The sequence below is a fragment of the Phaeobacter gallaeciensis DSM 26640 genome (assembly GCF_000511385.1).
GTDB classification, from domain to species: domain Bacteria; phylum Pseudomonadota; class Alphaproteobacteria; order Rhodobacterales; family Rhodobacteraceae; genus Phaeobacter; species Phaeobacter gallaeciensis.
Map to the genome: position 1 here is coordinate 2,645,958 of NC_023137.1, position 23,406 is coordinate 2,669,363.

General features: G+C 61.7%; 25 protein-coding genes. 7 read left to right on the forward strand and 18 right to left on the reverse strand.

Annotated elements, in window-relative coordinates; genetic code table 11:
• Nucleotides 1-75 precede the first annotated feature (75 nt).
• The 6 genes from GAL_RS12855 to GAL_RS12880 form a co-directional block, all read right to left on the reverse strand.
• Nucleotides 76-1,080, reverse strand: coding sequence for a GGDEF domain-containing protein (locus tag GAL_RS12855; protein WP_040104164.1), 1,005 nt, complete (start codon nt 1,078-1,080; stop codon nt 76-78).
• Entirely contained in the window at nt 1,080-1,667 is a 588-nt protein-coding gene (locus GAL_RS12860) for a heme NO-binding domain-containing protein (protein WP_024098003.1), read from the reverse strand. Before GAL_RS12860 ends, GAL_RS12855 begins: the two co-directional genes overlap by 1 nt.
• 94 nt (nt 1,668-1,761) lie before the next feature.
• Nucleotides 1,762-3,552, reverse strand: coding sequence for a DUF4153 domain-containing protein (locus GAL_RS12865; RefSeq protein ID WP_024098004.1), 1,791 nt, complete (start codon nt 3,550-3,552; stop codon nt 1,762-1,764).
• 93 nt (nt 3,553-3,645) lie between these two features.
• Nucleotides 3,646-5,205: a trimethylamine--corrinoid methyltransferase gene (locus GAL_RS12870; protein WP_024098005.1), complete on the reverse strand. Its 1,560-nt coding sequence runs from the start codon at nt 5,203-5,205 to the stop codon at nt 3,646-3,648.
• Nucleotides 5,206-5,426: 221 nt separating this feature from the next.
• On the reverse strand, nt 5,427-6,116 hold the full coding sequence (locus GAL_RS12875; protein ID WP_024098006.1) for an HAD family hydrolase: 690 nt from the start codon (nt 6,114-6,116) through the stop codon (nt 5,427-5,429).
• Nucleotides 6,117-6,354: 238 nt separating this feature from the next.
• A complete protein-coding gene (locus tag GAL_RS12880; RefSeq protein ID WP_024098007.1) occupies nt 6,355-6,639 on the reverse strand; it encodes a DUF3572 domain-containing protein in 285 nt (94 codons plus the stop codon).
• Nucleotides 6,640-6,754: 115 nt separating this feature from the next.
• Between GAL_RS12880 and GAL_RS12885 the strand changes: the two genes are divergently transcribed.
• Nucleotides 6,755-8,185, forward strand: a complete 1,431-nt coding sequence (locus tag GAL_RS12885) for a diguanylate cyclase domain-containing protein (RefSeq protein WP_024098008.1) — start codon at nt 6,755-6,757, stop codon at nt 8,183-8,185.
• Nucleotides 8,186-8,443: 258 nt separating this feature from the next.
• Here the strand turns inward: GAL_RS12885 and GAL_RS12890 are convergent, their stop codons facing one another.
• The 4 genes from GAL_RS12890 to GAL_RS12905 form a co-directional block, all read right to left on the reverse strand.
• On the reverse strand, nt 8,444-8,923 hold the full coding sequence (locus GAL_RS12890) for a periplasmic heavy metal sensor (RefSeq protein WP_024098009.1): 480 nt from the start codon (nt 8,921-8,923) through the stop codon (nt 8,444-8,446).
• Nucleotides 8,920-9,396, reverse strand: coding sequence for a hypothetical protein (locus GAL_RS12895; protein ID WP_040104084.1), 477 nt, complete (start codon nt 9,394-9,396; stop codon nt 8,920-8,922). The genes GAL_RS12890 and GAL_RS12895 overlap by 4 nt, the downstream gene beginning before the upstream one ends.
• A complete protein-coding gene (locus tag GAL_RS12900; RefSeq protein WP_024098011.1) occupies nt 9,389-9,997 on the reverse strand; it encodes an RNA polymerase sigma factor in 609 nt (202 codons plus the stop codon). Before GAL_RS12900 ends, GAL_RS12895 begins: the two co-directional genes overlap by 8 nt.
• A gap of 64 nt (nt 9,998-10,061) precedes the next feature.
• Nucleotides 10,062-10,565, reverse strand: coding sequence for an EF-hand domain-containing protein (locus tag GAL_RS12905; RefSeq protein WP_024098012.1), 504 nt, complete (start codon nt 10,563-10,565; stop codon nt 10,062-10,064).
• 236 nt (nt 10,566-10,801) lie between these two features.
• Between GAL_RS12905 and GAL_RS12910 the strand changes: the two genes are divergently transcribed.
• Together GAL_RS12910 and GAL_RS12915 are read left to right on the forward strand one after the other, a co-directional pair.
• A complete protein-coding gene (locus GAL_RS12910; protein WP_024098013.1) occupies nt 10,802-11,218 on the forward strand; it encodes a DUF983 domain-containing protein in 417 nt (138 codons plus the stop codon).
• A gap of 27 nt (nt 11,219-11,245) precedes the next feature.
• On the forward strand, nt 11,246-12,016 hold the full coding sequence (locus GAL_RS12915; RefSeq protein WP_024098014.1) for an NUDIX hydrolase: 771 nt from the start codon (nt 11,246-11,248) through the stop codon (nt 12,014-12,016).
• 29 nt (nt 12,017-12,045) lie between these two features.
• Here the strand turns inward: GAL_RS12915 and GAL_RS12920 are convergent, their stop codons facing one another.
• Genes GAL_RS12920 through GAL_RS12930 form a run of 3 tightly spaced genes read right to left on the reverse strand, consistent with a single transcriptional unit; the run spans nt 12,046 to nt 14,121 of the window.
• On the reverse strand, nt 12,046-12,948 hold the full coding sequence (locus GAL_RS12920; RefSeq protein WP_024098015.1) for a DMT family transporter: 903 nt from the start codon (nt 12,946-12,948) through the stop codon (nt 12,046-12,048).
• A 17-nt stretch (nt 12,949-12,965) separates the two neighbouring features.
• Complete coding sequence (locus tag GAL_RS12925) at nt 12,966-13,922, reverse strand: fatty acid desaturase (RefSeq protein WP_024098016.1); 957 nt, start codon at nt 13,920-13,922, stop codon at nt 12,966-12,968.
• Entirely contained in the window at nt 13,915-14,121 is a 207-nt protein-coding gene (locus tag GAL_RS12930) for a DUF2061 domain-containing protein (RefSeq protein WP_014873956.1), read from the reverse strand. The genes GAL_RS12925 and GAL_RS12930 overlap by 8 nt, the downstream gene beginning before the upstream one ends.
• A gap of 109 nt (nt 14,122-14,230) precedes the next feature.
• Between GAL_RS12930 and GAL_RS12935 the strand changes: the two genes are divergently transcribed.
• Nucleotides 14,231-15,091, forward strand: a complete 861-nt coding sequence (locus GAL_RS12935; RefSeq protein WP_024098017.1) for a helix-turn-helix domain-containing protein — start codon at nt 14,231-14,233, stop codon at nt 15,089-15,091.
• Nucleotides 15,092-15,239: 148 nt separating this feature from the next.
• Here the strand turns inward: GAL_RS12935 and GAL_RS12940 are convergent, their stop codons facing one another.
• The 4 genes from GAL_RS12940 to GAL_RS12955 all read right to left on the reverse strand — a co-directional run bounded on the left by GAL_RS12940 (nt 15,240) and on the right by GAL_RS12955 (nt 18,984).
• Nucleotides 15,240-15,950, reverse strand: a complete 711-nt coding sequence (locus GAL_RS12940; protein ID WP_024098018.1) for an SDR family oxidoreductase — start codon at nt 15,948-15,950, stop codon at nt 15,240-15,242.
• 59 nt (nt 15,951-16,009) lie between these two features.
• Entirely contained in the window at nt 16,010-17,485 is a 1,476-nt protein-coding gene (locus GAL_RS12945; protein ID WP_024098019.1) for a carnitine 3-dehydrogenase, read from the reverse strand.
• A 150-nt stretch (nt 17,486-17,635) separates the two neighbouring features.
• On the reverse strand, nt 17,636-17,968 hold the full coding sequence (locus GAL_RS12950) for a hypothetical protein (protein WP_014879437.1): 333 nt from the start codon (nt 17,966-17,968) through the stop codon (nt 17,636-17,638).
• Nucleotides 17,969-18,066: 98 nt separating this feature from the next.
• Nucleotides 18,067-18,984, reverse strand: coding sequence for a BKACE family enzyme (locus GAL_RS12955; protein ID WP_024098020.1), 918 nt, complete (start codon nt 18,982-18,984; stop codon nt 18,067-18,069).
• Between the two features lie 132 nt (nt 18,985-19,116).
• On the opposite strand from GAL_RS12955, the gene GAL_RS12960 reads away from it, so the two are divergent.
• The gene (locus tag GAL_RS12960) at nt 19,117-20,208 is read left to right on the forward strand and encodes a GlxA family transcriptional regulator (RefSeq protein WP_024098021.1); all 1,092 of its coding nucleotides are present in this window, start codon (nt 19,117-19,119) and stop codon (nt 20,206-20,208) included.
• A gap of 97 nt (nt 20,209-20,305) precedes the next feature.
• Here the strand turns inward: GAL_RS12960 and GAL_RS12965 are convergent, their stop codons facing one another.
• The gene (locus tag GAL_RS12965) at nt 20,306-21,349 is read right to left on the reverse strand and encodes an aldo/keto reductase (RefSeq protein WP_024098022.1); all 1,044 of its coding nucleotides are present in this window, start codon (nt 21,347-21,349) and stop codon (nt 20,306-20,308) included.
• Nucleotides 21,350-21,555: 206 nt separating this feature from the next.
• Between GAL_RS12965 and GAL_RS12970 the strand changes: the two genes are divergently transcribed.
• Nucleotides 21,556-21,957, forward strand: coding sequence for a rhodanese-like domain-containing protein (locus GAL_RS12970; protein ID WP_024098023.1), 402 nt, complete (start codon nt 21,556-21,558; stop codon nt 21,955-21,957).
• A gap of 144 nt (nt 21,958-22,101) precedes the next feature.
• Nucleotides 22,102-23,325 carry an MFS transporter gene (locus GAL_RS12975; protein WP_024098024.1) on the forward strand — a complete coding sequence of 408 codons (1,224 nt, stop codon included), beginning with the start codon at nt 22,102-22,104 and terminating at the stop codon, nt 23,323-23,325.
• Nucleotides 23,326-23,406 lie beyond the last annotated feature (81 nt).

The window sequence follows — 23,406 nt, forward strand, 5'->3', positions numbered from 1 at the left end:
CAAGGATCAATGCACCCGCGTATCAGACTACGTCAAGACGCCAGCGGTACTGCAGAAGCACCGGATGGCTGAGCCCTAGGTCTCAGGATCCTGCTCTTCCATACCAGGTTGGTAGAAGAAGTGGCGCGCCCGGCCTGCGTTTTTCGCGGCATAAAGTGCCACATCCGCCTGATGAAGCAGTGTTACCGCATCCAGCCCTTGCGAAAAAGCTGCAGAAAGTGCGGTCCCGGCACTTGCCGAAATTTTGCAGGTCTTATCGCCGAAGGGGATTGGTTCCTCGATGCTGGAAATCAGTCGGCGAGCAATACCTGAGAGCTGTATCCGGTCAATAAGACCTTCAAATATAAGAACAAACTCATCCCCACCGACCCGCGCGACCGTGTCATTTTGACGGGTGCATTGCACCATCAGCTTGGCCACCCGCTGCAGAACGGTATCCCCCGCCGCATGGCCAAGCGTGTCGTTGACCTCTTTGAAGAAATCGAGATCCACATGCATCAGCGAGAAATCCCGACCCGAGGAGATCAGCCGATTCAAGATGTGATCCATCGCGCGGCGGTTTTTCACACCTGTCAGCGTATCTGTGAAGGCCTGTTCCTCCGCCGCAATTTTTGCCCCCTGCAAGCGCAGATTAAGCTGGCGTGACGCCTCCATTGCGGCGGATTTAGCCTCAACAAGATAGAGCATCTCAATGGTCAGATCCGTTGGGGAAAAATCAGCGCTTGTCAGATCATAGTCGCGCACCGCTTCAAGTACGGAAATGCCGAAAGACAGGTTGATAAAGCCACCCTTACCCTCCGGAAAAGGCGCCAGCACACCTTTCAGACCGGTTTGCGGAGCATCGCGAAAATTGAGGTGCAGTTTTGCGCCGGCTGTCTTGATCAAATCCTCAGTGGATCGGACCCGACGTGGCCGCGCGAGGTCAAAGATCCGAAAGAACCGGCTGCCAATCCAATCGGTATCCGGGCGCAGCTTGCGCAATGTCGGCCCAACCCCGGTGATCCGCCCTTCATGGTTAATGACCACATGCATCGGGCAGATTTCATTGGCGATGGAGGAGATTTCCCGCATGCTCAGCATCATAGTGAATGCGCCCCAAGATCGAAGGCCCGGCCTTCGGCAAATTCAGTTTCAACCAGAGTGATTGCAATCACCTCAGCGTTGTCCTGCGTGCCTGAGTGATCAAGGAAAACCAGATCGCCATAGTCATCTGCCATCGCCCTCAGCACCCCCATCAGAACATGAGCATACCCCGGCAGACCGGGCTGGCAATGCAGTTCAAATTGCCCGGGCGCCTGTTCAATCAGCTCCAGCCCCGGCAGGTTCAAATCGGCCACTGCCAGCCGCGCGCGATCCGGCAGATCATCCAGTGAATGCAGGAATTCCACATAATTGACCCCGCCAAAACGCAGCAATCGACGCAACGCCTCCAGCTGCGGATTCGACACCAAAAATGTGCCCATATCCTCCAGCATTTCTGGCAGCGGGCGTTTCAGAATATTTTCTGCAGTCCGCAACATGATCTGGGATTGCTCATCCGTATAGGTGAGCATCGCTTCGAACTCGCTAAAGCCGAGCTCTGCCGTATCCATGATTGCCTGCCAGCTGTCCTCCCCGAAGGTGGTGCTGACAAACGCCTGGAATGCCCTATTGATCAGACCGTGCATCACTGGCCCCTTGTTACGTGTCTCTACTTTTGGCCCAGCCTGGTTAATAAAGGGCCAACAATTAAAATTGCTACGGTTTTCCCGCAGTCGGATGTCAGGGCCTTACCAGGACCTCCAGCCCTCCCAGTTTCAGCGTATTCTGCCGCGCTGGAGATATCTCAAAACGGTCAGCCTGCGCTGCCGCCAAGGCGGCCTCCACCTGCTCTTTTGTCCATTCATCCACTGGCGTCCCGCGCTCCAGAATCACACGGCCTAGCATATCTGCACCATCCGGGCCAAATCGCAGGGCGAAACTCGCCAGCTTCGCCCCATCGCGACCTTCTCTGAAGAACAGCAACGCCACGTCCGCCGTCTCGTCTGAGGTCGCTCCCAACGCGCCGCGAATAAGCACACAGCCCGCGCTGCCATCCGGCAGCAACCGCTTGCACCCGCGGATCCAGCGCAGCAGCTGATAACGCTTCAGACCTCTGAAATCATCTGCTGTCGCTGTGGCTCCGACGGGCTGTACGGGCAGCAGCTCAATCAGCTCCTTGCGCTGATCATCGGTCACGTCCACCACGTCCTTCGTCATCTGCCAACGGCTCGTAGCGCTGCGCGCCAGTTGCAGGCGGTTGGAGAGATCTGTATCCCCGGTCTCTTCCGCGTGGGCATCCAGCCGCGTCAGCGCGTCAAGCCCGCCCTGACCCCAGTCATGGGCCATCTGCCATAGGGGCAGCTCTTCGGGCTCTGTCTCACCCGCCAGCACCCGCGCCACTTGGTTGTTGGCCGCAATCCGCCCCGCATCCACCAGCGGCGTCAGGGCCAGCGCCAATGCCGCACCAGTCATCAGCGCCAGACCGACACTGGCACGCCGCAACAGAGCCGGCCAATCCGCGCCTCCAATGGCCGCACAGCCGGCATAGACCAACCCGTGCAGCAGTAACGTCATCGCAAACAGCAGCGCATAGATGCGATCCGGCGTCCAACCATATTGCCAGACGCGCATCAGGACCGCCCAGGCTGCCAGACCAGTGACCAGCATCAGACCAATCGCCAGCAGCCGCGCAGCCATGCCGTTCACGCCCTTTGGCTGTTCCTGCCGGGTCAGTGCGACGCAGACCAGTGTCATCATCACCGCTGACATCGCCATCAGTGTCGCAGCCGAGGACAGATGACCAAAGGCGCTGGACAACCCCTGCAGCGGGATCGCGGCCAGAAACAGGCCAACCACCAGCAGCACAGGGATCAGCAGCAGGCTGAGCAATCGAAACAGAAGATGCGGCGCGCTACCGCCCCCCAACTCCTGCACCACCGCCAGGCCCAGACCAAAGACCGCGCCGCTCAGCGTCAGCGCCAGCCAATCCACCTCGGCAATGTCTTCCAGAATGGTGATATTGACCAGATCCAGCAGGGCATTGGACAATAAACCAAGTATCCAGAAGACCGCGACAAATCCGACCCCGCAGGCAAGGCGAAACACGATACCCCAGCTCGCCGCAGACAGTGCCGCAAACCGGGTCCAGTGATCGGACGCGGACAACCGCAGCAACACAAAAGGGCAGGCCATCGCGCCGAGCGTCAGCGCCATCAGCACCAACACCTCATTCTGTAAAAGGTCAGTCGCAACCGGGTAGCGCACCGCCGCCAGAAGCATCAGAGCAGTCATCGGCATCGCAATCCAAAGCGCCCCGCGCAACGCACGCAACAGCGACAGCGGCCCGATCAGGGCCAGTGATGCGCCGCAAAAACTGGACAGAAAGGCAAACATCGCCAAAAACAGGCTCTCAGAGAGACCCGGCTGGTCCCAGTCCCGCGCCAGCAGCCACATCGCGAATCCACTACCCGCGCCCAAAGCCACCATAGGCAGACGGGCGCGCAAAGCAGTTGCAGTATCCGGGTCAGTCATGGCAGCGATTCTCTCGTTAGATCGGCCTGACTTATACACTTGCGTAAAATAATGGCAGAGGTCTGAACGCGCGAAACTTCCCCTCAACTGGCGTTAGAAATCGGTTGGGGCGCCTCCCTCGGATTTGCGGCGCGCAACAAAGTCTGCCAGTTCCTCTTGTCGTGCCACATCCAGCGGTGGCGCTTCAAATCGGGCAATGATCTCCTTGAACAGATTATGCGCCCGTTCCGGTGTCCAGACAGCACCCGCCGCCTCCCAGGCCTCATAGTTGCGCCAATCGCTGAGGTAGGGTTGATAGAACGCGGTGCTATAGCGATCCTGCGTGTGCTGAATACCGAAGAAGTGACCGTCGTTTCCAACCTCGCGAATGGCCTCTAGCGCGATATCCTCGGGACCGGTGCCGATGACTTCCGGCTGCATGTAGCGCTGGATCTGCTGTAGAATCTCGCAATCCATGATGAATTTCTCGGGGCTGGCAATTAGCCCACCCTCCAGCCAGCCCGCCGCATGATAGACCATATTGGTCCCCGATTGCACCGCCGCCCAGAGTGAATTGGAGGTCTCCCACATCGCCTGCCCATCCGGCACATTGGCCGCGCAGACACCGGACGACCGCATCGGCAGCCCATAATAACGCGCCATTTGCCCGGTCATCTGGGTCGAGCGCATATACTCCGGGGTACCAAAGGCCGGCGCGCCGGACTTCATATCCACATTTGAGGTGAAGGTGCCGATCACACAGGGCGTGCCTGGGCGTACATATTGAAACAGCGCAATCGCGGAGAGGGATTCGGCAATAGACTGCGCCACTGCCCCGGACATGGTTACCGGAGCCATCGCCCCTGCCAGCGTGAAAGGCGTGACCACAATCGCCTGCCCCCGCCGTGCCAGCCGCAAACAGCCGTCAATCATCGGCTGGTCGTGTTTCAGCGGCGAGGTGGAGTTGATGTTGGTATACATATGCGGACGGGCCTCGAACTCCTCATGAGTAAGCCCTCCCGCAATCCTCACCATCTCCATCACATCCTCGACCCGCTCCTTGCCCAGCGAATAGGCATGCATCGCCTTATCCGTGAGCGTCAGCTTGTCATAGAGCACATCCAGATGGCGTACTGATGCGTGGATGTCCACCGGCTCCACCGGATAGCCGCCGGCAAAATGGATGCAGTTGAAATACTGGGTCAGCTTCAGCAGGTTCTGGCATTGCTCACGGGTGCCTGCGACCTTCGCATTCAGCGACATATCCCAGTAGTTTGGCGGCGAAGATACATTGCCAAACAGGATATGATCGCCCCCCACCGGCAGGGTACGCTCCGGGTTGCGCGGTGTGATGGTGAACTCCGATGGTGCCTTGGCAACCATCTCCATCACGAACTCCCGGTCCAGATGAACCCGCTCACCCACGACCTTGCAGCCCGCCTCCTTGAAGATCTCAAGCGCCTCATCGTTGAGGAACACGATGCCGATTTCTTCCAGGATCCGCATCGCCCCATCGTGAATGGCTGCCACGCCCTCGGGGCCAAGCGGCTCAATCGGGCGATCAATGTTGCGCGGCACAGACCATGGCATCTGCTCAATCACCGCGTCCCCGCGCCGGGCTGCGGCACCTGCGCGTCCGCCACCGCGTTTTCGGGTTCGTGTCTCGGTTGTCATGGCGGCCCTCCCTGCTGTCAGCTGATCGGTGCGCCCCCTCATGGGGTCGCCCGACCGTTGGCTCATAGCCTCAGCAGGCCCTGTTCGGGCGCAGTCCGAATGCCTGTTCCCGACAGGTTTGGTCGCTTTTCAGCGCCAACCCCGGCCAGATCGCACATTTCTGGGCATATGTGTCTAGTTCATCTGATCCGACAGCTGCCAAACCGCTGTCGGCGACACGGTCAGCGATCCAGCCAGCCGGGGATATGGCCGATATCGGGCAGAACCACATCCGCATGGGTTTCCAGTTCCTCTGCCTCGGCCAATCCGGTCAGCACCCCGATCCGGTGCATCCCAGCCGCCGATCCAGCCTCCAGATCATGCAGGCTGTCGCCCACCATGGCGGTGCGCTCTGGTGCGATACCGGTGGCGGCACAGAAGGCCAGCAGCGGATCGGCGTCCGGCTTGGCCCCGTGACCGCTGTCAAACCCGGCAACAAAGGCAAAGCGATCCAGAACGCCACTGCGGCTCAGCTGTGACTTGGCCGAATGCTCCGCATCATTGGTCATCACCCCCAGCACCTTGCCCCGCGCCAGCAGTTCATCAAGGAAGGCCGCCAGCGGCACCGCCTCGGCCAGGTCCGCCTCACCGGCGCTTTCGGCCATGTATAGTTCCAGCTGATCCAGATCCATCTGTGGCACATGCGGCGCCAGCGCCTCTGCCACCTGCCGGTTGGTGGAGGCAATCACCAAACTACTGGGTAGGATCTTGCCCGTCGCCAGATCAAAATCTATCGCCGCAGCCATCGCCTGCAACCGACCTGCATCACCCTCCGACAGCAGGTCTAGCATCCGGCCAGTCCAACGGTTCCAGGTCTCGGCAAAGTCAAACAGCGTTCCGTCCTTGTCAAAAAGCAGGGCATCAACGGGCATGGGCACTCCTAGATCAGTAATCCGCCCCAAAATAGCGCGCAGGCCGCAGGCGCAAGGGAGCAGACGTGGGGCTGTGGTCCTCGATCCACCGGGGACATCGCCCCGATACATAGGGGATTGAAGACCGCCACACCAGCCAGCCCAGTGCTTTGGGTCTTCAGTCCCAGTAAGGGAGGTTAATCACATCCCTTAACAGTGCCATGGCGCCCATCGATCAGCGCTGCCACATTCGCCAGCCTCAGGTCCAGTGAACCTGTGCCCCGCCCGGCAGCGCCATCCGCGCCTGCAACGGCTGATCATAGGCCAGCCCGGCACTGTCACAGAATTGCATGACCCAGGCGTCATCCATCGTCAGAAAGTCGAGAACCGAGCCCAGAAACTCAGGATTAGCCGCCTGCTCACGCAGATCTGACTCACTCGCGCCGGTTGCGCCTAGAAAAACTGGCAGCAACTCATCGTTGCCTGCCAGCCAGGCAAGCGCTTTTAAGCCCAAAGTCTCGGCTGCATCGGCGGAAAATAGCATATGCGCACACATTCCTGACACTTCACGGTCAAATTGGTGAAAATACGAAAGGGTTTATTAACCAGTCTCATTAAAACTTGAGGCAATTCGAACGCAAGGGGCGAAAGGGCACCACGTGCAGGGCACTATCCTAATTATCGACGGTGTTGCGACGAACCGGATCATGCTGAAGGTACAGCTATCCGCCGCCTATTACCGGGTGGTTCAGGCCGAAACTGTTGCCGATATTGCCAAGACCGCCCTGCGCTGCCGCCCCGATCTGATTCTCAGCGCCATGTCGCTGCCGGACGGCGACGCGGTTGCCGTGAAACAGGCGCTGGCCGCCGATGATCAGCTTGCCGATATTCCGATGATCGCCATTGATCACGACAGTGACGCCGACCGCCGCCTGGCGGCCCTGACTGCTGGGATCGACGATGTGTTGCTGCAGCCGTTGGATGACACCATGTTGCAGGCCCGGATCCGCAGCCTGCTGCGCGCCAGCAGCACTCAGGAAGAGCTCAATCTGCAGCGGGGCAACACTCATGGCTATGCCCTGCCTCTCTCTAGCCCACATATCAGCGCAGGGCTGAGTGGCGCACAGGTGGCTTTGGTCACTGAACAATCCGCCACCGGCGTCTACTGGCAGGCCCAGCTGGCTCCGCGCGTGCCCTACCGGCTGTGCAACCATCAGTTCAATGCGGTCCATCCCCTGATGCGCGAACCGGTGCCTGATGCCATTGTGATCGAACTGGGACGCCATACTCTGGCGCAGGGCCTGCGTCTTCTGGCGGATCTGCGTGCTCGTGCGAGTACCCGCAAATCCGTAGTTATCGCCGTGGTTCACCCCGCCGACCCCGCCATTGCCGCCGAAGCGCTGGATCGGGGGGCACATGATGTTCTTCAGTCCGGCTTCGACGTCGCCGAGCTGGCGCTACGTCTGGACACCCAGCTGCGCAACAAGGCCCGCATTGATCAGCTGCGCGACAACGTTCGTAACGGGCTGCGCGCCGCAGTTGAGGACCCGATGACCGGTCTATTCAACCGCCGCTATGCCAAACCCTTCCTTGAGCGGGTCGCCAGTAGTTCCGCCAAAACCGGCGAGACATTTGCAGTGATGCTTGCCGATCTTGACCACTTCAAACAGATCAATGACCTTTACGGCCACCCGGTCGGCGATGCGGTGCTGATCGAAGCGGCCAAACGCCTGCAAACCGCTCTGCGCCCGGTGGACCTTCTGGCCCGCGTCGGTGGCGAAGAATTCATGATCGTGATGCCCGCAATTGGCGAGGCGATGGCCGAAGCCGCTGCCAGTGATCTCTGCAATCGGATCAACAGCAAGCCGTTTCACATTCCCGGTGTCGACACGCCGATCTATGTGACCATCAGCATCGGTGTTGTCATCGGCGGGCGCGCCGCAACTGAGAACCAGCGCAAGGGTACCGATCTCGTGCCGCAGGATCACGACAGTGCGGTCAGCGCCCTGATCACCAATGCCGACCGCGCGCTCTATGCGGCCAAACATGCAGGCCGCAATCAGGTCTCTCTGGCAGACCTCGCTGCCTGACAAGCCCCCTGCGGCGCACCGTCAACGGCGCAGACAAAGACCACCAGACACGGGACAGTGTCACCGGGCACCAGCTGCCACAGATCGGGACAACCCGGCAGGCATCTGGCGCAACTACAGGCAGGACCGGCCGAGCAGCCATTAGGTCCAGAAACAAGAAACGGGGCAGCGATCCTCTCACTGCCCCGTTCGGTGTTCCAGATACCAATCGCCCCAACTCAGCAGCGATCAAAGCCGGGCCAGTGCCCTTTTCTCCGCTCAACGTCGCCAGTTGCGCCGCTTCGGGTGCTGGATACGCTGCTCAAGCTGGTCAGCATAGGCCGCCCGCTCGTCGGCAGTCATCGCAACGATCTGGTCCAGCCAAGCCGCCTGAACGGAACGCTGGAATTCATGTCGCCGTGTGGCTTGCGCCTCCAACATCCCCCCAAGCGCCGTCGCATCAAAGGGGCTGGCCCGCAGCAACTCAACCACCTTGCCGCCTTCCGCACGTCGCCGCCCCTTGTAGCTGCCATGCTCGCCCTCAGCTGTATTGCGAAGGCCGCGCCGGGTTTCGGCATCAAGATCCCGAAACAGCAGGGCGCCGACCGGAGGTGGCATTCCTGCGCCTCTCTTGTGGTCATTGAACCGCCAGGCCGCCCCGGCGACAACGCCCACCACCGCAAGGTTCAACGCCAGCGACGCCATCAGCAGCCAGCGCAAGCGGCGACCGGGTTTGGATGTGCGGGTTTCGTTGGTCATTCCATCTCCTCGCTCAGCACCATGGCCAAGTCGTAGCTGTCGTAGGGCAGGCTGTCTTCGCTCAGCTCAATCCCTGCAAGGCTTACCGGGTCAGGCAGAAACGCAGGTGGCGCCAACCCGATCCACAGCCCAGCAGCGCTGGCGGTGGCCAATCCGCCAAGGGCGGGCCATCCGCCCAGCCCGGCCATCAGGTCGCGCAACCCGGCAAAAATACCGCTGCCCGCTTCGGTTGACTGCGCGGCTCGATCTGAACCCGCCGCCTGACGCTCCAGGATCGCCGCTTGCATCGCTGCAGCCTCGCTCAGGATCGCCTGCTCCAAAGCCTCCGGGAGCGGAGCCGGGGCAGCGGTCCGCGCGCTGGCAAAAAGATCATCAAGCGCCAGCTCAGCCGCGGCAAGATCCGCCGGATCCAATATATCCTCAGCACCAGCGCCCGCCTGTGTGGGCGCGGTTTTTCCAGTTTTATCAACCATCACTATACCCCAGTTCGGCCCGACGCCCTGCGAGAATTGCGGCCAAGGCCCGCTTCCCCCGCGCGGTCAGACTTTCGACCGCCTCGACGCTGATGTCCATAATCCCGGCAATCTCCGGGTTTGCCAGATCCTCGATGTGGCGCAGCACCACCGCCTGTCGCTGACGCTCCGGCAATTGCATGAGTGCCGCCTGCAGCGCGTCCTGTCGCGCCCCGTCCTGCATCTGCTCCGCCGCAGATTTCGCAGGGTCCGGCGGATCGGGGATGGCGTCCAGATCCACATGCCCCCCCCGCAGCCGGCGCTTATGATCAATACAGAGATTCATCACCACCCGGTAGAGCCAGGTCGAAAGCCGGGCGCGCCCCGGCTCCCAATGTTCGGCCTGCCGCCACAGCCGCACCATCGCCTCCTGCGTGATGTCCTCGGCCTCGGCGCGATTGCCCAGAACCCGCATCGCAACACCCAGCGCCCGTGGCGCCAGCCGCGCCGTCAGCGCAGCCGCCGCCTCAGCATCGCCCGCCGCAAACCGCAGCAACAATGCCCCCTCCGGGTCGTCCACGACACCGCGATCCGGCACCGGCAGGCTGTCGGACGGCGCCATCAGCGGGCCCTGCTCTGGGGCCCGCTCGGCGGTATTGGCAGATATATGCACCTGTCGTATCGGATCAGTTCTGTTCCGTCTCGCTGTCTTGCGCCCCGGCGCGCGGTTTATGGCCGCCACCGAAACGACCCCGGAATTTCGCCCGTGCGCTTTCGAATTCTTCCTTGCTGATAGCACCATCGTCATTGGCATCCACGCGGTCAAACATCTTTCCTGCGCGGCGCGGTTTTGGCAGCTCATCCAGGCTCAACGCGCCATCCTTGTCGGCGTCCATCCGCTCCAACATGGCAGCCGCGCGGGTTTTGGCCCGAGCCTGCGCGGCAGCTTCCATTTCCGCCAATGTCAGCTTGCCATCGCCATTGGCATCCGCAGTGGCAAAACGCGCCTCGCGCAGCCCTTCCATCTCGGCCTTGGTCACCTGACCATCACCATTGGTGTCCATCTCTTCAAAGCTCATGCGCGGACCAAAACCGCCCTTGCCGCCGAACCCCGGCTTGGCAATTGCACCGGTTGCTCCGATGACAGCTCCAACAGCAATAACAGCGGCGATGAATTTGGTATGTTTCATGTCTGCGTTTCCTTTTGCACCAGGCAGCCCCTTGCTGCCAATCACAGAAACAAAACGCAGCCCCGGCAGAGTTCCGTCGCAAAAAAAATCAAAAGCTCAGAAGAAATTTTCGACCGCGCATTGCACCAAAGGTGCGGGCAGCGCACTCTTGCGGCATGCCGACGCACTCCCGCGGACTGCCCCTTTAAACTTGTCGCCAATGCGCTCAAATATGCGGGCAAAAGATAGGATTTGTTATGACCGATTCATCTGCGGCACTTTCAGCCGATCTCAAAACCGATACTCAGGAAGACCGCCCCACCATGCCCGCCGTACTACGCGGCTGGCGGTGCAAATGCCCCAATTGCGGCGAAGGCAAGCTGCTGCATTCATATCTGAAGGTCAACGACAACTGCTCCAACTGCGGTCTCGACCTCACCAGCGCCCGCGCTGATGACGGCCCGGCGTATCTGACCATTCTGCTGGTTGGCCACATTATGGCCCCGCTGCTGCATGTGGTCTATTTCACCTGGCGGCCTGAGCCTTTGGTCACCTTCACCGTGTTTTCGCTGGGTTGCCTGCTGTCTTCGCTGTTTCTCCTGCCCCGGATGAAGGGTATTGTGATCGCCTATCAATGGGCGCGTCGGATGCACGGCTTCGGCAAGGAGAGCTGACGCGCCAGAGTTAAGAAAGACCCAGACATGAGCAAATCGCCCACCCCGGCCAAGGCGGCCATCGACACCGGCTATGCCGATGCTGCCACCGCCCGTCGGGACACCACTCCGATCCGCAATGCAGCGACAATTATCGCGGTGCGCGACCGGATGGGGGACGATCCTCAGGTGCTGATGGGGCAGCGCGGCGCCCGCGCCGCCTTCATGCCCAACAAGGTGGTGTTTCCCGGCGGCGCTGTAGATCCCGGGGACGCCGATGTGCCGCTCGCCAGCCCGCTGCCGTCGCTCTGCCAGGACCGCCTGTCCGAACAATCGAACACAGATCTGCATCACGCCCTCGCTGTCGCTGCCATTCGCGAATTATGGGAGGAAACCGGCCTCATCCTCGGGCAGCCCGGAACATGGGTCACCACGCCTGAGGCAGACTGGGTCGATTTCGCCGCCACCGGCCACTTGCCTGCGGCCGAAACGCTGCAATTTGTCTTTCGCGCCATCACCCCACCGGGCCGCCCGCGCCGGTTCGACGCCCGGTTCTTCCTCGTGGATGCGGCGCATATCAGTAGCGATATCGATGATTTCTCCCGCGCCTCGGATGAGCTGTCGCATCTGCAATGGATCCCCCTCAGCCAGGTCCGCACCTACGATCTGCCGTTCATCACCGAGGTGGTCTTGGCCGAAGTCACCAGACGCATCCGCCAGGATGGCCCGCCGGAAAGCGTGCCGTTCTTTCGCAACGATGATGAATCGAGCCATTTCCTGCGGCTGAAGGGCTATCCGATGCCCACCGCCGACGACTGACCAGTCATCAAAACCGCAGCGCAGGCCACTCAGATTGCCAGCAGCAGCGCCAGGATCGACAGGATCAGCAAGCCCATACCGATAATCTCGCGCCGGGTGATCTGCTCCTTGAAGAACAACACCGACGCAAGCAGCGACAGCAGTAATTCAATCTGTCCCAGCGCCTTCACATAGGCGGCGTTCTGCAGAGTGAAGGCCCAGAACCAGCAGAAAGATCCCGCCATGCTGGTTAGCCCAACCCAGATCGCCACCCGTCGCGCCGCCCAGACCCGCGCGATCTCGCCGGGCTCCCGCCACTTCAGCCAGACCAGCATAAACAGCGTCTGCAAGCTTACGACGATGGCCAGCGTCACCCCGGCGCGAAACGCTGGCGCCAGCGCATCAAGCTCAAGCGACGCCGCGCGATAACTCACCGCTGAGAAGGCAAAAAGCACACCCGACCCCAGCCCCAACAGCGACGCCGGACTGGACAGATGCCGCCACCACGGCCCCTTGCTCTGCGGTGTCTTCGACAGCACCAGCACCGCGCATAGACCAATCACAATCGCCACCCAGCCAAGGGCGGTGATCTGATCCCCCAGCACCACCAGCCCGACCAGCGCGGTCTGGATCACCTCGGTTTTCTTGAACGTAATCCCGACCGCAAAATTGCGCTGCCGGAACAGCGCCACCACACAGACCGTCGCAAGGATCTGCGCGGTGCCGCCAATGGTGGCAAACATCCAGAACCGGGCACTCAGCGCGGGCAACGCCTGCCCCGACAGCGCCAGATAAGCCAGAAGCCCGGCCCAGATCAGTGGCGCGGAATAAACAAACCTCGAAAACGTCGCCCCCGCCGTCGACAGGGTGACGCTGCTCAACACCTTTTGCAGCATAAAGCGGACGGTCTGAAAACTGGCCGCCGCGATGGCGATGGGGATCCATAAGGTCATAGGCCCCTTATGAGGCGCTATTGCCGTTCTGACCAGATCGGATGTGCGACCGGGTCCTTTGCCCGCAACGCATAGCGGCGCAGGACCACACCATAGGAGGGGTAGGTATAGCCGTCATTGCGGGCCAGAAACTGCGCCCGCCGGTCCCGGTAGAGGCGTGGCAACGCGTGCCAGGGCACCCCCGGATGGCAGTGATGCACCACATGCAGGTGATTGTTCAGAAACAAAAATCCAAGGAGACCGCCACGCTCGATAATCACCGTGCGCGCCGCCGGGTCAAGATGGGCGCGATGCTCCAGGAAGGTGCGGATCTTCAAGATCGCCAACCCCAGATAGGCCGCCAAGAGATATGCCCAGAACGGCAGCGCACTCTGCACCACCAGCCACAGCGTCAGCCCCGCGCCAAGGAGATGCAGCAACCAGTCGCGCAGCACCGCCTCATCGCCGTCGCGGATCAGCTGCGCGTCCTCTATCATAAACCGGATCTGCCCCAGCAACGGCCCCAGCAGCACCCGCCCCGCCAGCGTATTGTTGACCCACAGAAGACCCCGCTGAACGGCTCCCATCCGGCGCCACTGCGCCGGATCAAGATAATTGGTCTCAGGGTCGTCGTAGGGGTCGGTCAGCCGCTCGTCATGGTGATGCGCCAGATGGGTGTCCCGAAACCGGCCATAGGGCACCGCCAGATTGAGCGGCAGGAACATCAAGGCCTCATTCAGGACGCGCGACCGGAACGGATGGCCATGCAACGCCTCATGGCTGAGCGAGGACTGTAACGTGATCAGACAGGCCAGAACCGGTACGGCCAGCCAGACAGATACCAACGGTAGCCAAGCCAACGCCGCCCCCCAGGCCGCATAGCACCCCAGCATCAGCGCCAGCGTGCCCCATTCGACACGCCCCAATTGCAGCTGCACCCGGTCCAGCATGGCGCGCTGGCTTGGCACCTGCGGGCTAGCCTGCGGATCAGACATGACGCCGCCCCCAGCGCACCCCGGCCCAGATCCGCTCATAAAGCAGGTAGCACAGAAAGCCGACGCAGGTATTGACCAGCGCCAGCGTCCCGCCAAGCGCAAGTGACCCGGTCAGCAACCAGCCAACCCCCGCCATCATCGCCAGTCCCAGCAGGTTCCAGATCACCGCCTTCACCACTGATCGCGCTCGCGTGTCCATCTGCAGCCTCCTGTTTTTCTTACCTTTCCTCCGGCCTACACGGATCCCACGCGATGCAGAATTCCGAATATGATTAACAAAATTCAGCAAACGTGATAAAAATCATCACATGATTGATATTATGGACAAACGTCTGCGCGCGGAGCAGTTTCGCACCCGTCTCAACCGCGCGCTCAGCGACAGTGGCCTCAGCCAAAGCGCGCTGGCCCGCGCCATTGGGGTGGATCGCTCGACGATCTCGCAGCTTCTGACTGATGCCGGGGCTCGGCTGCCCAACGCCCATGTGGTCGGCGCCTGCGCCGGAGCGCTTGGGGTTTCGGCCGACTGGCTCCTTAGCCTGTCGGACCGGCCAGAGAATGCGGCCGATCTGATCGCCGCCAGCCTGTCGATGACAAAGGCACCCCGCGCCTTGGTGGATGAACGGATTTTCGACTGGCATCAGGAGGCCGAAGGTTACAAGATCCGCCACGTCCCTGCCGCCCTGCCCGACATGCTGAAAACCCGCGCGCTGCTGGAATGGGAATATGCCCCGCATCTCGGGCGCACCGCTGATCAGGCCATCGGCGCCTCAGAGGATCGGCTCTCCTGGATACGCCAGTCGCCGTCGGACTATGAAATCGCACTGCCGCTTTATGAACTGGACAGCTTTGCCCAAGGCGCGGGCTATTACGAAGGCTTGCCGCTGGAAATCCGGTTGGAGCAGCTCGACCAGTTCGAACGTCTCGCCGAACAGCTTTACCCCCGCCTGCGTATCTATCTGTTTGATGCCAAGCGGCTCTATTCCTCACCGATCACCATCTTCGGCCCGCTTTTGTGCGTGTTTTATGCAGGCAGCAACTATCTGGCCTTTCGCGACAAGGAGCGGATCGCCACCTTCACCAGCCATTTCGACAATCTGGTGCGCGAGGCCGATATCACTGCGCGACAATTGCCCGGACGGCTCAGGGCGCTTCGGGCGGCCATATCGTAAACCGGTAGCGTCAAACGCTCAGGGCTGCGCCTGCCTGGGCTGGCGCGAATGCGCCTGCCGGGGGGCAGGCAGGCGCAGCCCGGCCTATCGGTTAGGCGGTACGTTTCATCTGAAGGCGGGCGTTTCCAGACGGTTTCCGAGACGGGCCTCACACCTTGGGATCCGGGTTTTCCGTATGGCCATCCACGGCAATCACCTGCCCTGACACCAGCCGCGCTGCGTCGGACCCGAGGAACACCGCCATATTGGCAATGTCTTTCGCCTCAACGAAGGACCGCATCGATGTTCCCGAGGCATAACCATCGTAAACCTGATCGCGGGTCATGCCCTTGGCCACTGCCTCGCGCGCAAGCACGCCCTCCATCCGCGGCCCCTCCACCGCACCGGGGCAGATCACATTCGCACGAATACCAAAGGGGCCAAGCTCCATCGCCAGCGTCTTCATCAGGCCAATCACTGCCCATTTCGCCGAAGCATAAGGCGCGCGGTTCGGATAGCCATATTGCCCCGCCGTTGATGACGTCACGATGATCGATCCAGCCTTGGCCGCCTTCATCATGGGGGCTGCGTATTTGGCGGCCAGAAAACAGCCCTCTAGATTGACGCTCACACATCTGCGCCAGTCCTCAAGCGCGATGTCCTCAATCCGCGCAGTCGGCCCCGCGATACCAGCATTGGCACAAAGCACATCCAAGCCGCCCCAGACCTCCGACACTTCAGTAAACAGCGCCCTGACCCCAGCCTCATCAGTGGCATCCACCGCCGTGCTGCGCCAGCCCTCCGGCATATCCGCCAGCGCCTCAGCGCTGACATCCGTGACCCAGACCTGATGCCCGGCGGCGGCAAAGCCCTCGGCCATGGCCCGGCCGATCCCTGACCCGCCGGCAGTGACCAGAACCCTGCTTACCCCTTCAGCGCTCACCGCGGCGCACCAATGGCGCGGCCCAGCCCCTCAGGCGCGGGCAGCGCCGCATGGGCCTCTGCCAGCTTCACCAGATTGGCCTCGATATGCGGTGCAGGCGGAGCGGAGCGGCGGGTCGCAAGATCCACATGCAGCAGCATATGTTCGCCAGTCGCCAGCAACCGCTCACCGGAATACATCTCGTGCCACAGATGCATTTTCTTGCCCTGCCCCATGATCACCCGTGTGCGCACCTGAATGGGATCGCCCGCATGGACCTCGTCGATATGGCGGATATGGGTCTCAGCGGTGAAATAGCTGCCGCCACTGGCGATATACTCTGCATCGCAGCCGATGATCATCATCAGCCGGTCGGTGGATTGCGCAAAGGCATCCAGATAGCGGCTCTCGGTCATGTGGCCGTTGTAGTCGGTCCAATCCAAGGGCACGATCCGGCTCTGGGTCAGCACCGGCTGGCTCAAGTCTTCCAGATCATCCAGCGACCGCACCAGCCCGGCATCCCCCTCGCGTCCGACGTCATGCGCATTCTGCAACGCGCCTGCCCCCCAGTCATTGGCGCCCAGCGCCCGCATCATCCCCACAAGGTTGTCATCGCGAATACGCTCCAGCTCGCGGATCGAATGCTGACCGGACTGGTCATCCGACTGGCCTGCAATCAGATCGACCAGCTCATCGGTGAATTCCGGTACGTCCATCAACTTGGTCCAAGGCCATTTCAGCGCCGGGCCAAACTGCGCCATGAAATGCTTCATGCCCGCTTCACCGCCCGCCACACGGTAGGTTTCAAACAGCCCCATCTGCGCCCAGCGGATGCCAAACCCATAGCGGATCGCATTGTCGATCTCTTCGGTGGTGGCGATCCCATCCTTGACCAGCCACAGCGCCTCGCGCCAGACGGCTTCCAGGAACCGGTCGGCCACATGGGCGTCGATTTCCTTCTTCAGATGCAGGGGATACATGCCGATCTCGGTGATGATTGCCTTGGCGCTGTCACTCACGCCTGCCGGGTTGGCCTCGGTCGTGACCAACTCCACCAGCGGCATCAGGTAGACCGGGTTGAACGGATGCGCGACCACGATCTGGGCGGCATTGCTGAACCCATCCTGCAATTGCGACGGTTTATAGCCAGAGGTAGACGAGCCGATAACAGCGTCCGCCGCAACATGCGCCTGCAACGTGCCATAGACCTTCTGTTTCAGCTCCAGCCGCTCCGGCACGCTTTCCTGAATCCAGATTGCCCCGGCTACCGCCTCCTCGATGGTGGCGTGATAGCTGAGGCGGCCCTCCGCAGGCAGCGCCACATTGCCGAGCCCCGGCAAGCTGCGCCGCGCATTGGCCAGAACCTCGCCAATCTTGCGCTCGGCCTCCGGGTCCGGGTCAAACACCCGCACGTTCCAGCCGTTCAGCAGGAACCGCGCGGCCCATCCGCCGCCAATAACCCCGCCACCGATGATTGCTGCTGTTTTTGTCATGACATTGTTCTCCAAAAGACATTGGCCCATGAACCACACGAGCACGTCGCGCGGGTTAAGCGCGCATGGCTTCCTTGCCCGCTGGCAAGCAGGCAGTTTTCATTTTCATTGAATTCAAATGCGCTGGCAGCGCGAAACTGGTGATCTGCTTTAGATGAGGAAAGGCAGAACACTGAAGAACGCAAAACCGCCAAGGAAGGCGGTCCCGGCGATCCGGCCCGGGGACAGGGACTTTCGCAAAATCAGAGCAAGAACTGCTCCCAGACCGATAACCCCGGCACCAAGCCACGCCCCGGCTGCGATCCCCATGGCAGGTGGGGCAATGCTGTTTTCCACTACAGCGTCGGACAGACCGACCGCGACCCCAAACCCGGCCAAAAACAGCACGAGCGCCGCAAGCGGCCCTTTCCACCAAGCGGCCTCGGACTGAAGGAAAGCGGTGAGGGACAGCATCGAGGCAGCGAAGAATGGAAGGAATATCATTCAACCAAGTAATCCAATTCCCTTTAGGGCTTCAACCCTGGATTGCCGCCGCCCTGTGTTACGGGGCACATTTGCCCCGTTTTTTTTTGAAACGCGGATTACTTCGCCACCGGCGCGCGTTTGACCAGCCCCAACTGCGCACGCACCTCATCCGGCCCCATCAGCTTGGCCCCCATATTTTCAATGATGGTGCCCGCGCGTTCGACCAGCTGCCAGTTTTCCGCCAGCTGCCCTTTGCCGAGCCACAGGTTGTCCTCAAGCCCCACCCGCACGTTGCCGCCCGCCAAGACGGAGGCCGCCACATAGGCCATCTGATCGCGTCCCAGCGAGAACGCCGACCAGTCCCAATCGTCCGGCACATTGTTCACCATCGCCATGAAGGTGTTGAGGTCATTGGGCGCGCCCCAAGGCACCCCCATGCACAGCTGCACCAAGGCGGGGCTGGCCAACACGCCTTCCTTCACCAGTTCCTTGGCGAACCACAGATGACCGGTATCAAAGGCCTCGATCTCAGGTTTCACGCCGAGATCCGTCATCATCTGACCCATCGCCCGCAACATGCCTGGCGTGTTGGTCATCACGTAATCTGCCTCGGCAAAGTTCATGGTGCCGCAATCCAGTGTGCAGATCTCCGGCAGGCATTCGGCCACATGCGCCATTCGAGCCGTGGCGCCGATCATGTCGGTGCCCGCCTCATTCAACGGCAGAGGATTTTCGGTATCGCCAAAAACCATGTCGCCGCCCATGCCGGCAGTGAGGTTCAGCACCACGTCAGTGTCGCTCTCGCGGATCCGGTCGGTCACTTCCCGGTAAAGCGCCAGATCGCGCGAGGGCGCGCCGGTCTCGGGGTCGCGCACATGGCAATGCACAATCGCCGCCCCGGCCTTGGCCGCCGCAATGGCGCTCTCGGCGATCGCCTTGGGCGAACGGGGCACATGCGGGCTGCGATCCTGAGTGCCGCCAGAGCCAGTGACAGCACAGGTGATGAAGACGTTTTTGGCCATATTCAGAGGCATTTTGGTTTTCCCCTCGATGTACAGGGTTGTGCCCGAGTTATCCCCAAGCCTGCCCCCAGATTCCTGTTTGTGTTGATCTCAACAGTGCCGCAGCCTTGATGCACCCACTAGTCAACATGCGAATCGAACTTGATGAAATCCGCAAAAAACATCCTCCAGCCCGAGAATCAGCCGCTAAAAACGGCTGTTCTGGTGCTTGATGAGAGCAACACCCTGTCCTTCGCCGCGGCTGTCGATCCCATGCGCGCAGCCAATCGGCTGGCCGGTCGTGGCGCCTTCGACTGGGACTATGTCACCGCCACCAGCGAACCTGCGATGCTGACCAGCGGCCTCAGCGTGCCGGGCATCCCGCTGGCGCGCCTGCAAAGCTGCGAATTACTGATCGTCATTGCCGGCTTCCAGCTCGCACGCCACGCCACCCCCAGCCTGCTGGCTGGCCTGCGCCGTCTGGCGGCGGGTGGGACGACCATTGCGGGCATCGACGGTGGCCCATGGCTGATGGCCGAGGCCGGCCTTCTGGACGATCACCCCGCCACCACCCATTGGGAAGATCTGGACAATTTCGCCAGCCGCTTCCCCGGTGTACAGTGCCGCAACGACCGCTTCACCCTCTCCGAGGGGCGCATGACCTCCGGCGGCGCAACGCCTGCAATTGAGATGATGCTGCACATCATCGGCAGCCGCCATGGCGCGGGCTTTGCCTCCCGCGTGGCAGGGCTGTTCCTCTACGATGGCCCCGGTTCCACCGCACGCCCGCAAAGCCGCCTTGGCAGCTCCAAACATTCGTCGCTCACCGCACGGGCCAATGCCCTGATGGAGGCCGCACTGGATGATCCGAAACCCCTCAGCGAGATTGCCGAGGAACTGGGCACCAGCACCCGCAGCCTGCAACAGCAGTTCCGCCTGCGCCTGAACACGACGCCGCAGGACCACTACCTGCAACTGCGTCTGGCCGAAGCCCGCAGGCTGGTCACTGATACCGACCTGCCGATCATGGAGGTGGCGCTGGCCACCGGCTTCAACTCGCAGTCCAGCTTTGCCCGCGCCTTCCGCACAGCCCATGACATCACCGCCCGTGAGCTGCGCCAGTCAAGCCTTGCAACCGCTGCGGCCAGTCGGCTTACGTCCAGCAAACCACTGTTCAATCAGGCCCCTCTGTCACAAGGGCAAAACACCCTGCGCCAGAGCGGCCCGTTGCCGCGACAGTCTACCGGCTCTTACTGAGCCCAAAGGCTGCAAGGCACATAATGAAAACGGGCGGCCCTTCTGGGTCGCCCGTCTTGCAATGATCACGCGGTCATCCCGTCCCAGATCGCCCTGATCAATAGGGCATCGGATGGGCGCGATGGGCCGCGTCAATCTCCTCCAGCACCTCCTGCGACAGGGTCAGATCCGCCCCCGCCAGCACATGCTCCAGCTGCGCCAGAGTGGTCGCCCCGAAAATGGCCGAGGCCATAAAGGGCCGCGTGTGACACCAGGCCAGCGCCATATGCACCGGATCCAGCCCGTGACGCGCGGCAATCTCCAGATAGGCCGCCACCGCCGGATAAACCCGATCCGTGTCACGCCCGCCCAGCTCCGGGCTCAGCGCCTTGCGCGAGGCCTCCGGCACCGCACCATCCTGATACTTTCCAGTGAGCAAACCAGTGGCCAGCGGCGAAAATGCCAGCAATCCGACGTCTTCGTAGAGGCTCAGCTCCGCCAGATCGGTGTCATAAAGCCTGCACAGCAGTGAATATTCATTCTGGATTGACGCCACCCGTGGCCCGCCATTCTCCTCCGCCAGCCGCAGCCACTGCGTCGTGCCCCAAGCGCTTTCGTTCGACAGCCCAAAGGCGCGGATATTGCCCCTGTCCACCTGCGCCTTCAGCGCCTCCAGACATTCGGCCATATTGTCCAACACCTCGGCCCGGTCATTGCCGCCCGGATCATACTGCCAGTTCTTGCGAAACATATAGCTGCCCCGGTTTGGCCAGTGAAACTGGTAGAGATCGATGTAATCCGTCTTCAGCCGCCTCAGTGATCCTTCGATCGTAGCGGGGATGGTCTTCGCCGTAATCGGCGCGCCCTCCCGCACCGCCTGCAACCCCTCGCCGGAATGTTTGGTGGCCAGGATATACTCTGCCCGCCGCCCCGTGCGCGCATTCCAATTGCCGATGATCGCCTCACTGTCGCCGACCGTCTCCGCGCTGATCGGGTTCACCGGGTACATTTCCGCCGTATCGAGGAAATTCACCCCCGCCGCTAGGGCCGCATCAATCTGCGCATGAGCATCGACCTCATCCGTCTGGGTGCCAAAGGTCATGGTGCCGAGGCAGATCTGCGACACCTCCATTCCGGTGCGGCCAAGCGGGTTCATCTTCATGATCGGGATCCTGTTGTTGCAGCTGCTGGGGGCGCCTGCGCCCCTGTCGGCGCAAACACTAGCGCAGGCCCGGCGTGATGCAACCGGATCGCCACGCCCCGGACCAGCATGACCTGCGCGCCTCTGCCCCCTTGCCAAGCGCTGCGCCCTGCCCCAGCCTGCCGCAGGAACCAGACGACCTCAGCCATCAAACACAGGATCCCGTCATGCCCCAGACCATCACCAAAGGTGTCAAAACCCTCCTTGAGGAGGCCAACGCGGTTATCGACACCATGTCCATCGACACCGCAAAAACCGCGATCCATGACGACGCCTACGCCTTCATCGACCTGCGCGATATCCGCGAGTTGCAAGCCAGCGGCATGATACCGGGCGCGTTTTCCTGCCCGCGCGGAATGCTGGAATTCTGGATCGATCCCGACAGCCCCTACCACAAGCCAGTGTTCAATCAGGACAAAACCTATGTGTTCTACTGCGCCAGCGCCTGGCGTTCTGCCCTTGCAGCCAAGGCTGCGATGGAGATGGGGCTGGGACCGGTGATGCATCTTGAGGGCGGGTTTACTGCCTGGAGCAAAGCAGGCGGCGAGATCGCGCAGCGCGACGACTGAGCCGCCCCCTCGTCCCGATCCATGGCTGGCGGCGCCGCAGATTTGCCGTGCCCGTGACACGCCGGGCACAATACGACACACCAATCGGGAAAATGTCGGAAACACCCGTGCAATCCTCGCGCCCAGCGGTCATCACTGGCCATTATGCGGATGATGATTTCCTTTGCGGCGCTGTTTCTCTCTGTGATCCTGTTGCAGCTTTCGACCGGCGGCGTTGGCCCGCTGGATGCGCTCTCCGGCATTACGCTGGGATTTGACAAGGAACAGATCGGCTTTCTCGGCTCTGCACATTTCGTCGGCTTCTTTCTGGGCTGCTGGTGGGTGCCGCGCCTGATGGGCAATGTCGGCCACAGCCGGGCCTTCGCCGTCTGCACCGCGCTGGGGGCCATGGGGCTGATCGGCCACACGCTGACAGAGGATCCGCTGGCCTGGGCCGCAATGCGGATCGCCTCCGGCCTCTGCGTGGCGGGCTGCTATACGGTGATCGAATCCTGGCTCAACGCCAAGGTCACCAATGAAACCCGTGGCCGCGCCATGGGATCATATCGGATCGTTGATCTCTCGGCCTCGCTGGTGGCGCAGCTGCTGATCGCAGTGCTGCCGCCTGCCGCCTATGTGTCCTATAACCTGTTGGCCATCCTCTGCTGCGCGGCGCTTTTGCCGCTCACCATGACCAAGGTCAGCCAGCCCGACATTCCCGATGCCCCCCGGCTGCGCCCGAAACTGGCCTGGGCCTGCTCACCTCTGGCGGTTGCCGGTGTGATTGTCGCCGCGCTTAGCTCCGCGTCATTCCGCATGGTTGGCCCGATCTACGGCCAGGAGGTCGGGCTGGAGGTCGGGCAGATCGCCTTCTTCTTGGCAACCTTCGTCCTCGGTGGCGCGCTGGCACAATACCCGCTCGGCTGGCTGGCCGACAAATACGACCGTCGCTGGGTGCTGATCTGGCTCTCGGTGGTGGCCATTCTGTCCTGTGGCATCACCATAGCCGCCAGCGGCATGGGAACGCTGGCGGTGATGGCCTCAGCCGCTTTCTTCGGCTTCACCACCATGCCGATCTTCTCGGTCTCCGCCGCCCACGCCAATGATTTTGCCACCTCGCAGCAGCGGATTGAGCTGGCCGCCGCGCTGATGTTCTTCTACGCCCTTGGCGCCATCGCCTCGCCACTGATCACCTCGGCGCTGATCGAAAACTACGGCCCCGGCGCGCTCTTTGCCTTTGTTGCTGTTGGCCACCTCGGACTGATCGTCTTTGGCCTGGCTCGGATGCGCGCCCGCCCCGCGCCCGAGGACCGCACCCGCTACGTCTATGCGCCGCGCACCTCCTTCACCATTGGCCGCCTGCTGAAACGTTCCCGCGAGCGCCGCTAGGCGATCTTCTGCACCGTCAAGGGCGGGGAAATTAGCCACAAGTCCCACAGCGGGGTTTCCGGCGGCAGCGCCATGCGCTAG

Coding starts and splice junctions, on each gene's coding strand:
- GAL_RS12895 (WP_040104084.1), bottom strand. CDS start 9,396: ATGGTTGATAAAACTGGAAAAACCGCGCCCACACAGGCGGGCGCTGGT.
- GAL_RS12905 (WP_024098012.1), bottom strand. CDS start 10,565: ATGAAACATACCAAATTCATCGCCGCTGTTATTGCTGTTGGAGCTGTC.
- GAL_RS12955 (WP_024098020.1), bottom strand. CDS start 18,984: ATGCCTCTGAATATGGCCAAAAACGTCTTCATCACCTGTGCTGTCACT.
- GAL_RS12935 (WP_024098017.1), top strand. CDS start 14,231: ATGATTGATATTATGGACAAACGTCTGCGCGCGGAGCAGTTTCGCACC.
- GAL_RS12865 (WP_024098004.1), bottom strand. CDS start 3,552: ATGACTGACCCGGATACTGCAACTGCTTTGCGCGCCCGTCTGCCTATG.
- GAL_RS12925 (WP_024098016.1), bottom strand. CDS start 13,922: ATGTCTGATCCGCAGGCTAGCCCGCAGGTGCCAAGCCAGCGCGCCATG.
- GAL_RS12965 (WP_024098022.1), bottom strand. CDS start 21,349: ATGAAGATGAACCCGCTTGGCCGCACCGGAATGGAGGTGTCGCAGATC.
- GAL_RS12970 (WP_024098023.1), top strand. CDS start 21,556: ATGCCCCAGACCATCACCAAAGGTGTCAAAACCCTCCTTGAGGAGGCC.
- GAL_RS12930 (WP_014873956.1), bottom strand. CDS start 14,121: ATGGACACGCGAGCGCGATCAGTGGTGAAGGCGGTGATCTGGAACCTG.
- GAL_RS12960 (WP_024098021.1), top strand. CDS start 19,117: ATGAAATCCGCAAAAAACATCCTCCAGCCCGAGAATCAGCCGCTAAAA.
- GAL_RS12880 (WP_024098007.1), bottom strand. CDS start 6,639: ATGCTATTTTCCGCCGATGCAGCCGAGACTTTGGGCTTAAAAGCGCTT.
- GAL_RS12945 (WP_024098019.1), bottom strand. CDS start 17,485: ATGACAAAAACAGCAGCAATCATCGGTGGCGGGGTTATTGGCGGCGGA.
- GAL_RS12920 (WP_024098015.1), bottom strand. CDS start 12,948: ATGACCTTATGGATCCCCATCGCCATCGCGGCGGCCAGTTTTCAGACC.
- GAL_RS12910 (WP_024098013.1), top strand. CDS start 10,802: ATGACCGATTCATCTGCGGCACTTTCAGCCGATCTCAAAACCGATACT.
- GAL_RS12875 (WP_024098006.1), bottom strand. CDS start 6,116: ATGCCCGTTGATGCCCTGCTTTTTGACAAGGACGGAACGCTGTTTGAC.
- GAL_RS12975 (WP_024098024.1), top strand. CDS start 22,102: ATGCGGATGATGATTTCCTTTGCGGCGCTGTTTCTCTCTGTGATCCTG.
- GAL_RS12900 (WP_024098011.1), bottom strand. CDS start 9,997: ATGGCGCCGTCCGACAGCCTGCCGGTGCCGGATCGCGGTGTCGTGGAC.
- GAL_RS12890 (WP_024098009.1), bottom strand. CDS start 8,923: ATGACCAACGAAACCCGCACATCCAAACCCGGTCGCCGCTTGCGCTGG.
- GAL_RS12915 (WP_024098014.1), top strand. CDS start 11,246: ATGAGCAAATCGCCCACCCCGGCCAAGGCGGCCATCGACACCGGCTAT.
- GAL_RS12870 (WP_024098005.1), bottom strand. CDS start 5,205: ATGACAACCGAGACACGAACCCGAAAACGCGGTGGCGGACGCGCAGGT.
- GAL_RS12855 (WP_040104164.1), bottom strand. CDS start 1,080: ATGCTGAGCATGCGGGAAATCTCCTCCATCGCCAATGAAATCTGCCCG.
- GAL_RS12940 (WP_024098018.1), bottom strand. CDS start 15,950: ATGGCCGAGGGCTTTGCCGCCGCCGGGCATCAGGTCTGGGTCACGGAT.
- GAL_RS12950 (WP_014879437.1), bottom strand. CDS start 17,968: ATGATATTCCTTCCATTCTTCGCTGCCTCGATGCTGTCCCTCACCGCT.
- GAL_RS12860 (WP_024098003.1), bottom strand. CDS start 1,667: ATGCACGGTCTGATCAATAGGGCATTCCAGGCGTTTGTCAGCACCACC.